The organism is Treponema sp. Marseille-Q4523 (genome assembly GCF_016901105.1).
Taxonomy (GTDB): Bacteria; Spirochaetota; Spirochaetia; order Treponematales; family Treponemataceae; genus Treponema_D.
Map to the genome: position 1 here is coordinate 1 of NZ_JAFEVM010000024.1, position 8,713 is coordinate 8,713.

At 51.7% G+C, this 8,713-nt stretch carries 8 protein-coding genes and 1 pseudogene; 3 read left to right on the forward strand and 6 right to left on the reverse strand.

Going from position 1 to position 8,713, the window contains the following annotated elements; translation table 11 throughout:
- Positions 1 to 227, forward strand: a 227-nt coding sequence (locus tag JSQ97_RS08545; protein WP_205075665.1) for a hypothetical protein, incomplete at its 5' end; no start/stop codon positions are given.
- A 98-nt stretch (positions 228 to 325) separates the two neighbouring features.
- On the opposite strand, the pseudogene JSQ97_RS08550 reads toward JSQ97_RS08545, so the two are convergent.
- From JSQ97_RS08550 to aroC, 3 genes and pseudogenes are all read right to left on the reverse strand, one after another.
- Positions 326 to 553, reverse strand: a pseudogene (locus tag JSQ97_RS08550) (hypothetical protein); the annotation flags it as partial.
- A 320-nt stretch (positions 554 to 873) separates the two neighbouring features.
- On the reverse strand, positions 874 to 2,391 hold the full coding sequence (locus JSQ97_RS08555) for a D-alanyl-D-alanine carboxypeptidase family protein (protein WP_205075666.1): 1,518 nt from the start codon (positions 2,389 to 2,391) through the stop codon (positions 874 to 876).
- A gap of 165 nt (positions 2,392 to 2,556) precedes the next feature.
- Positions 2,557 to 3,648, reverse strand: a complete 1,092-nt coding sequence (gene aroC / locus JSQ97_RS08560; RefSeq protein ID WP_205075667.1) for a chorismate synthase — start codon at positions 3,646 to 3,648, stop codon at positions 2,557 to 2,559.
- A gap of 257 nt (positions 3,649 to 3,905) precedes the next feature.
- Between aroC and dapA the strand changes: the two genes are divergently transcribed.
- Both dapA and asd read left to right on the forward strand, forming a co-directional pair.
- Positions 3,906 to 4,811 carry a 4-hydroxy-tetrahydrodipicolinate synthase gene (dapA, locus tag JSQ97_RS08565; RefSeq protein WP_205075668.1) on the forward strand — a complete coding sequence of 302 codons (906 nt, stop codon included), beginning with the start codon at positions 3,906 to 3,908 and terminating at the stop codon, positions 4,809 to 4,811.
- 87 nt (positions 4,812 to 4,898) lie between these two features.
- Entirely contained in the window at positions 4,899 to 5,999 is a 1,101-nt protein-coding gene (gene asd / locus JSQ97_RS08570) for an aspartate-semialdehyde dehydrogenase (RefSeq protein ID WP_205075669.1), read from the forward strand.
- Positions 6,000 to 6,258: 259 nt separating this feature from the next.
- On the opposite strand, the gene JSQ97_RS08575 is transcribed toward asd, so the two are convergent.
- From JSQ97_RS08575 to JSQ97_RS08585, 3 genes are all read right to left on the reverse strand, one after another.
- The gene (locus tag JSQ97_RS08575) at positions 6,259 to 6,996 is read right to left on the reverse strand and encodes a DUF4469 domain-containing protein (protein ID WP_205075670.1); all 738 of its coding nucleotides are present in this window, start codon (positions 6,994 to 6,996) and stop codon (positions 6,259 to 6,261) included.
- Between the two features lie 366 nt (positions 6,997 to 7,362).
- On the reverse strand, positions 7,363 to 7,800 hold the full coding sequence (locus JSQ97_RS08580; protein ID WP_205075671.1) for a DUF6884 domain-containing protein: 438 nt from the start codon (positions 7,798 to 7,800) through the stop codon (positions 7,363 to 7,365).
- Positions 7,801 to 7,814: 14 nt separating this feature from the next.
- On the reverse strand, positions 7,815 to 8,713 hold an 899-nt coding region (locus tag JSQ97_RS08585), incomplete at its 5' end, for a leucine-rich repeat domain-containing protein (RefSeq protein WP_205075672.1).

Consider the following 8,713-nt stretch of genomic DNA (forward strand, 5'->3'; position numbering starts at 1 on the left):
ATATAATCTATAAATCACATAATAAGTATCGAAAGGATGAAAAAGATCCTGTAATTTCGATGGATAAATCTTTACTCGTTGAACCTAAAAAAATCGGCAACACGGATATTTATTCGGAAGGTTCTTTAAGCTCTGAAAGAGCAAGAATTTATGCAAAACAACTTTTGGATATCTTTAAAATAACAAATGATATTCAAATTCTTGTAGAAAAGAAAGAAGACGAATGACACACAACGAGCTTCAAAGCCTGGAAATGTGACAATTATAGTGGCAGGTTAAACCCATGATATGGTGAACGATATATTTTACAGGGGAAGAGGGGCAGTTACAGCTGTTCGACTTCGGACTCGGTGAGACCGGTCATTTTTATAATAAAATCAAGTTTGCAATTTGCCTGTTTCATCAGCTTTGCCGTTTCGAGCGCCTTTCGGTATGAACCTTCTTGTTTTCCTTGTGCAATGCCTTCCTGCAATGCGATTTCCCGTTCCTCTTCCCGCTGCACGGCTATGTCCACGTCATAATCGTATTCGGCAATTAACATATTCATCACCTCTCAAAAAACTTTTACAGGAAGTTAGAGCCTCCGGCTCGTTCTGCAAAGAACCGATTCTACGTGTCCGCTTTCGCGGACTTCGAATCAACTTCCGAAAAAGTTTTTTCTGTGCGCGTGCCTCGCAACGAGCGCGTAAGCGCGAAGTTTCAAGCGGCGCACCCGTACTATAGTCGAGTTTGCGTCGCAAACTCGAGATAAAAAGCGGAGGCGCTATTTCAGCCGATGCTTTTTATCGTACCTCCCGACTTTTTCTTTGTAAATACTCCCGCAGGATGTCGTTTTGTATGCACTCTTGGATCGCGTTCTTAAAACCGTTTTCACTACCGCTTTCGGGCGAGTATTGCCCGTGCAATGACGTCGCTTGCCGAAACGAAGGGATTGGCTTTTCCGATCGAGCGGTCTGCGACGAGGGGGATCGCTTCGAGCGTTTTGCCGTCGAGTACGTATTCGATGCTGCCGTATTCGCGTCCGGCACGAACTCCGCCGTCGATCGAACGCGGCAAGTTTACGAGCACGCGCACGGAGGAAGCGGCGCCTTCGGGCGAGGCGCCAAGTATAAACGGAACGGTGAGCGCGGTAAAATCGTAGGCGGGCGTGAGGTATGTCCACTGCGCTTTTGCGCCGGTGACGGGGATAAAATAGCGGTGCACGGCGTCGGTTTTTTTGCAGTCGGCAAAGCGCGCAAACGCCCATTCCATAAGCGTCGTTCCGTCCTGTATGCGGTACGCATCTCCCTCTCTTCTGTTTCGTCCCGGCCCGTTCATCGTTACCGATAAAAAGCGCGTCGCGCCTCGGTGCGCGGTGAGCGCGAGGTTGTAGCCGCTTTCATCGATATAGCCCGTTTTTAAGCCGTCGCAGCCTGCGAGCTTTCCGAGCAGTGCGTTAGTGTTCTCCTGTGTAATGCCCATCGTGATCTTTTCGGGCAAACCCTTTGAAAAATCCTGGGCGGTCGGTTTGCTTCGATCTTCGATCGGGAGATTGTGGATTTGGGGATAGGTAAACGAAAGGCGCGAATGGAATTTGACGAGAGTGTCCGGAAACTTTGTGATATACACGCGTGCGAGCATGGCCATTTCCCTCGCCGTCGTTTCGTTGTCGGCGCTGTAGCCGGACGCTTCGGAAAAATGCGTTTTCGTCAATCCCAAAAGCCGCATTTCGCGGTTCATGCGTTCGACAAACTCATCCATACTTCCTGCGATATAATAGGCGAGCGCGTATGCCGCGTCGTTTCCCGAACACACGTCAAGTCCGGTTAATAATTCTTCGACGGTGACGATTTGATCTTTGCCTAAAAACATGAGCGACGAATGCGGCATCATATTGCACGCCCACGTTTCCGGCGGCAGCGGTACGATATCGCCGTAGGAAATATTCCCTCGCTCGATTTCCTGCATGACGACGTACATGACGGCGATCTTCGTCATCGATGCAGGGGGGATGATTCTGTCCGCTTTTTTTTCGTAGAGGATGCTGCCGCTTGCGACGTCGATGAGGATGGCCGAGCCCGCTTCGACGGAAAGCTTTGCCGGAACGACGGGGTAGGGAAGCGGTTTTAAGATATCGTTCCGCGAGGGGTAAGCTTTATCGAGCGCATCGTCGAGCAGCTTTCGCTCGTTTTCGGTGAGCTCTCTCGGAGGAGCCGCCTGTTTGAATCGATAGAGACGGATCCCCGCAGTTCCGATAAACGAAGCGCAGAACACCGCAATAAAAATAATAATTATTAATCGTATGCGACGGACGATGCTTCCGGTCTGTGTGTGTGATTCCCGCCGTGCAGCATTCCGTCCACTGCCTTTTTGCCGTTCGCCTTTTGTCTTGCCGTCTTTTCGTTCGCTCATCTTTTTACTGTCGTTCCTTATAAATGCGGCATTGCAGAAAATGTCGATTTTCGAAAATGCCGCATACGTGCGCGGGAGCGCACACGTATATCCGTGAGTTTTCGAAAGAAAACTCGAAGTTAAAAGTGCCGCGCCATTTCAGCGGCACTTTTAAACCTTCGGTATTCAAACCCGCGCACTCCGATTTCGAAGGAGCATATCGGCGAGGACGATGGCCGTCATCGCTTCGATAACGGGGACGATCCTCGGACACAGGCATGCGTCGTGCCGCCCTTCGACGGATATGTCGCTGTCGAAATAGGCGCCGCCTTCTTCGCGCACCGTCTCCTGTGTAAGTGAAATGCTCGGCACGGGTTTTATCGCCGCGCGGAAAACGATATCGTTTCCGTTCGATATGCCGCCGAGTATGCCGCCTGCGTTATTTGAAAGAAATGTAACGTCTCCACCTTCGGCGCGCATCGCGTCGTTGTTTTCGCTTCCCGTAAGGAGTGCCGCGCCGAATCCCGCACCGAATTCGATGCCTTTTACTCCGCCGATCGACAAAACGGCTTTGGCAATTTCCGCGTCGAGTTTGTCGAAGACGGTTTCACCGAGTCCTGCGGGAACGCCGCTCGCCGTACATTCGACGATGCCGCCCGCGCTTTCGCCTTTTATACGCAGTTCTGCTACGCGCGCCTCCATCAATTTTGCGGCTTCCTCATCGCATGCGCGAAAAGAAGTGCGTTCGACCGCGTCCATGTCGCGTGCTTTGCACGAAATGCCGGCTGCGGAAATCGTATACGCTTTGATTTTTATGCCCGCCGTTTGCAGTACCGCGTTTGCGACGGCACCTGCGGCGACGCGAGAAGCCGTTTCGCGCCCGGACGAGCGTCCGCCGCCTCTCCAGTCGCGTACGCCGTATTTTTTGAAATACGTCCAGTCGGCGTGTCCGGGACGGAATACGTGCGCGAGGTCGGAATAGTCTTCGGATTTTTGGGAATTGTTTCGTATTACCATCGCGATCGGCGTTCCTTCCGATACGCCTTCGAAGACACCCGAAAGGATTTCCGCTTTATCGCTTTCATTTCTCGATGTAACGGCGGGATTTTGTTTTCCGTCGGCCGCTCCCGGTTTCCGTCTGTCGAGCGCACTCTGTATATCGTCCGCATCGATGCGTATGCCTGCGGGACAGCCGTCTATGACGACTCCGATAGCGCTTCCGTGGCTTTCGCCGAATGTCGTAACGCGGAAGATTGTTCCGAACGTATTGCCTGCCATGGCTCGAGTATAGCATAAAAGAGAGATGCGGGGAACACGGCCTACGCCGGATTGTAAGGGCGGCGAAGCCGTTCCCCGCGAGGATCGCGGGGAATGGAGCGGATGCGGAACCCTGAAAAGCCGGTTCTTCCGATACGCTTCGTCCGAATATCCGTTTGTTCGAATACACGCTGATCGCTGCACCGTTTTCCGGGCGCATTGCTCAAAACGCATAAACGTGCGATAATGCGTTCATAATTCGAAAACGCGAGGCGATTATGATTCAGTTACGCGGTGCATTTACGGCGATGATTACGCCGATGAAGGAAGACGGTTCGATCGATTATGACGGATACCGAAAGCTGCTCCGTTTTCAAATGGAAGAGGGCATCGACGGGCTTGTGCCGCTCGGTACGACGGGTGAAACGCCGACGCTCGATGAAGACGAAGAGCAGCGTATCATCGATGTCGTAATGGAAGAAGTGCGTGCGTTCGAAAAAGAGAGGGGTGTCAAAGTACCCGTCGTCCTCGGTGCGGGCAGCAACAATACGCGCGATGCCGTGCGCTATACGGAGCGCGCAAAAAAGGCGGGTGCCGATGCCGCTCTCGTCGTAACTCCTTATTATAATAAACCTTCATCCGAAGGCATCTTCCGGCACTTTGAAGCGGTTTCTCGCGTAGGCATTCCTATCCTCGTGTACAATATCGCCGGTCGTACCGGAAAAAATATCGATACGCCGACGCTTTCGCGCATCGCGGATTTGCCGAATATCGCGGGCGTCAAAGAAGCGAGCGGCAGCATTTCTCAGATGACGGACGTTATCGCCGCGGTTAAATCGAAGCATCCCGACTTTGCCGTACTGAGCGGGGATGACGCGATGACGCTTCCGCTCATCGCATGCGGTGGAGACGGCGTCGTATCGGTCGTTTCGAATGCGGCACCTGCTCCGGTTACGGAAATGGTGAAGGCGGCTCTTTCCGGCGATTATGAAGCGGCGCGGAAAATCCATTACCGCTTGCTGCCGTTTTTCAAAGCGGCTTTTGTCGACGGAAATCCCACGTCGATAAAATATGCGATGCGTGTCAAAGGGTTACCTTCGGGGAGCGTGCGTTTGCCGCTCGTCGATGTGCACGACGAGGCAAAGAAAATCATCGAAGAAGCGCTTTCGGTGTGCGGATTATAACGTACGGATTGCATCGTGCGGATTGTAAGGCGTGCGTTGCGCTCCGCCGAATTTATATTTGACGAATAAAATTATTAAGGAATTATTATGGAAAAGATACCGGTAGGTGTGCTCGGTGCGACGGGCATGGTCGGTCAGCGCTATATCGCGCTGCTTGAAAATCATCCGTGGTTTGAAGTGAGCTATGTTGCGGCAAGTCCGCGCTCTGCGGGTAAATCGTACGAAGAAGCGGTCGCAAACCGCTGGCTCATCGGGGCGGATATCCCTTCGGGCGTTGCAAAGCTTACCGTCGAGGATGCGAACGACGCGCCGCGTGCGCTCGGCAAATGCGCGTTCGTATTCAGCGCGCTTGAAATGAGCAAAGACGAAATCAAAGCGCTCGAAGCGCGCTATGCGGCGGAGGGCATTCCCGTAGTTTCAAACGCGAGTGCAAACCGCTGGACGAGCGACGTACCCATGCTCGTGCCGGAAATCAATTGGGCGCACCTCGACGTGATCGCGTTTCAAAAACGGCACTACGGCTGGGATAAAGGCTTTATCGTCGTAAAGCCGAACTGCTCGCTGCAAACCTATATGATGCCTATCCACGCCCTCATTCGATCCGGCTATCCGATCAAGCGCATGATCGTGACGACGCTGCAGGCGACCAGCGGGGCGGGCTACCCCGGCGTGCCGTCCTTCGATATGATCGACAATATCGTGCCGTTTATCGGAGGCGAAGAAGAAAAGACCGAGTGCGAATGTTTGAAGATACTCGGCTCGGTCAAAGACGGCGAAATCGTCAATGCGGCAGGTCCTGCCGTATCGTCGACGTGTACGCGCGTTCCCGTCGTCGACGGACACACCGCCTGCGTAAACCTCGACTTCGATTTACCGCAGGAGAAAAAACCTTCGCTCGAAGAGATCGCGCGCGTGTGGAAGAGCTATCGCTCGGTTCCGCAGGAATTGCAGCTGCCGTCCGCGCCCGTTCATCCGATCGTGCTTCGCTCCGAAGAAAACCGCCCGCAGCCGAGGCGCGACCGTGAAACCGAAGGAGGTATGGCCTGCGTTATCGGACGGCTCCGACCGTGCAACGTGTTCGACGTAAAATTCGTTTCGCTGAGCCACAATACGAAACGCGGTGCCGCGCTCGGCGGCATTTTGAACGCGGAACTCTTGAAGGCTAAAGGCTTTTTCGACGCGCTGTAAGGGCGGACGCTGAAGCGACCGGTCTTTCGGAAGGGGTATACGCGAGGTTCGTGCAAGTGTATACGAGCGCTTCGCAGGGCGGTATACGAGAGATCCGAGTCGCGGCATACGAAAAGGGCGTATCGCCGTATACGAAGAGTTCGTAAAGCGCTATACGGGCGGTACGGGATATACGATCGGATCGAGACTGTGCACGAATAAAATATCCGCTCGAAAGGGCTTGCCTTTGAGCGGACAGCCGGATGCGATTGCTTTGAGATTATCTTTTGGCGGTGCAGCTAAGTTTACAGACGATTTCGCGGAGCTCTTTCAATACGGTTGCGCTTCCCGTGTACTTTGTGCGCACGATGACGGTCGTTTTGCCTTCGGGAAGCGATGAGGGAACGCGGGCGATGAGCTGACCGGGCTTATTGACCGAAAGGCGGCGGGAGGTTTTGTGCTCCGCGCCGTCGGCTCCTTTGAAAAACACACCCTGTGCAGAATCGTTTTCATCGACTTTGATTTTTTCTCCTTCGATGATGAGGTCGTCTCCGATCGTGATCGTGCCGTCCGACAATCCCGTCGCCGTGTCGGTGACCGACGTGATGCGGAACGAATCGTCTTTTAAGCCGAGCACTTTTACGGTGATATCGTCGAGGACGGCTTTGAAGTCGTGCGTCGGAATGAGGTCTACGGTACGCTTATGTACGGCCGCGTTATAGGGCGAGTTTTCGTTTTTCCACACGCCCGTAACGCGCGGGGCGATCTGTACGATGCCGTCGATAAAGCTCATGCCGTCCTGAATGAAGTTTTTGACCGCTTCGTCGCGAAGGTTCAGAATGTTGATGATGGTTTCGCGTCGGAACTCGCTTCTTTCTTTTGTGATGACGTCGGCGATGTCTTCGTTCCGCTTCGCTCCTCCGCGGAAACGGACGTCCGCGATGCAGTCGCGCTCGGTATCTTTTGAAAGCGTGTTCGGACGAAGATAGACTTCCCATACGAACTTTTTCTTTGCCATGGTGTTCTCCTCATAAGGGGGAGCCCTTAGACCCCGTCTTGTAGGGGCAAGACGACACCCCCGTTCAGGGCAGGGGTTTCTTCCTGCCCCTACGACCCCATTCTTCTTCCTCGCACTGCTTAGGGCTCCGCCCTAAGAACCCGAAAAATAAAGAGCGGGAGGCGTTTACGGAACCTTCGGGCGGGGTGTCCGCCGGAAGACGAGGGTAAACCGTAAGAAGAGCGGCGCGTGTAACCGGGCGGTTTACCTTTTGAGTGTGTTTTTTACCTCCTTATGTAATTGATAATTTGTACTGTGTAACGGAATTATCAATTACACAGTACGGAAAATTACCCGTTGAAACGCCGGCCGCTTTCGGGCAGGTCGCTATACTTTGATGCCCCGTTTTGCAAGCTCTTCTTTGAGCCAATGTTCTTGCTCACCGATACGCCCCTTTTCGTGCAGGGGCGTTTTATATTTTTTAAGGGCGGGGATGAGGTAGTGAAAATACTTTTCCCCTGCGAGTATGGTGAACTCGTCTTTTTCCATGTCCGTCTTTTCCTTTAACGAAGCAAGGACTTTTTGCGCCCATTTTTTTCTTTCGGCGGCAGGTTGTTGCTTAAACATACCCTTATAATCAGAAACTTCCGTCGATAATTCGAGCAGATGATATTTATCCGAGAGAATGAATATCATATCGGGTTTTATAACGTGTTTAGCATAGGCAAGCTCTTTTTTATATAAGCTGCCTATGTATAAATCTTCAGCCCTGTGTTTGCCCGGCTCTTTTTCTTTGGAACACGAAATCAATACGATCTTTTTCATTTTTCTTCCTCCCCTTAGGGAACTTCCATTATTTGGCTTGCTTTTATACCGCTTTTGCTGTTGAGTAAATAGTTCTTTATGTTGCCGCCCTCCTTTACCGTAAATACGGCATCCGCTTTACAGCCGTAGAATGCCTTGTAGCCGATAGACGTAAGCTGGGTACACTGCGTAAAATCAAAGGCATCGACTTTATTACAGTTTTCAAACGCATAACTGTTGATTATCTTAAGATTTGCAGGTAAAACTACCGTGCCCGTTATTTCCGTACAATTTTCAAAGGCACTGTTTCCCAATTTTTCAAGGCTTGCAGGCAAAGCCAAACTTGTTAAGCCCGTACAGCCGTAAAATGCACTTTTGCCAATTGTTGTAAGACCGGTACATTGCGAAAAATCCACTTGTGTTAAACCCGTACAGTTGGTGAATACACCTTCGGCTATTTCCGTAAGCGTTGCGGGAAAGGTAACCGATGCTACGTTCGGCGCACGGCACAAGAGTTTTGTCTCATTGTAATCGTAGATGATATTGTTTTTAGAGCGTAAATGTGTACTCGCCGCATCTACCGTAAGCGTTGTAAGATTCGCACAGTCTGCAAAAGCGCTGGCGTCGATCGTTTCAAGGCTTGCGGGTAAGTTCACCTCCGTTATCTTTGTACACTCTGCAAATGCCTTGTAGCCGATAGAGGTAAGCTGGGTACACTGTGTAAAATCGAAAGCGTCGACTTTATTGCAGTTTTCAAACGCATAACTGTTGATTATCTTAAGATTTGCAGGTAAAACTACCGTGCCTGTTATTTCCGTACAATTTTCAAAGGCACTGTTTCCCAATTTTTCAAGGCTTGCAGGCAAAGCCAAACTTGTTAAGCCCGTACAGCCGTAAAATGCACTTTTGCCAATTGTTGTAAGACCGGTACATT

Excerpts from the sequence above, each read along its gene's own strand:
- JSQ97_RS08555 (WP_205075666.1), bottom strand. The coding sequence starts at position 2,391 with ATGAGCGAACGAAAAGACGGCAAGACAAAAGGCGAACGGCAAAAAGGC.
- aroC (WP_205075667.1), bottom strand. The coding sequence starts at position 3,648 with ATGGCAGGCAATACGTTCGGAACAATCTTCCGCGTTACGACATTCGGC.
- dapA (WP_205075668.1), top strand. The coding sequence starts at position 3,906 with ATGATTCAGTTACGCGGTGCATTTACGGCGATGATTACGCCGATGAAG.
- asd (WP_205075669.1), top strand. The coding sequence starts at position 4,899 with ATGGAAAAGATACCGGTAGGTGTGCTCGGTGCGACGGGCATGGTCGGT.
- JSQ97_RS08575 (WP_205075670.1), bottom strand. The coding sequence starts at position 6,996 with ATGGCAAAGAAAAAGTTCGTATGGGAAGTCTATCTTCGTCCGAACACG.
- JSQ97_RS08580 (WP_205075671.1), bottom strand. The coding sequence starts at position 7,800 with ATGAAAAAGATCGTATTGATTTCGTGTTCCAAAGAAAAAGAGCCGGGC.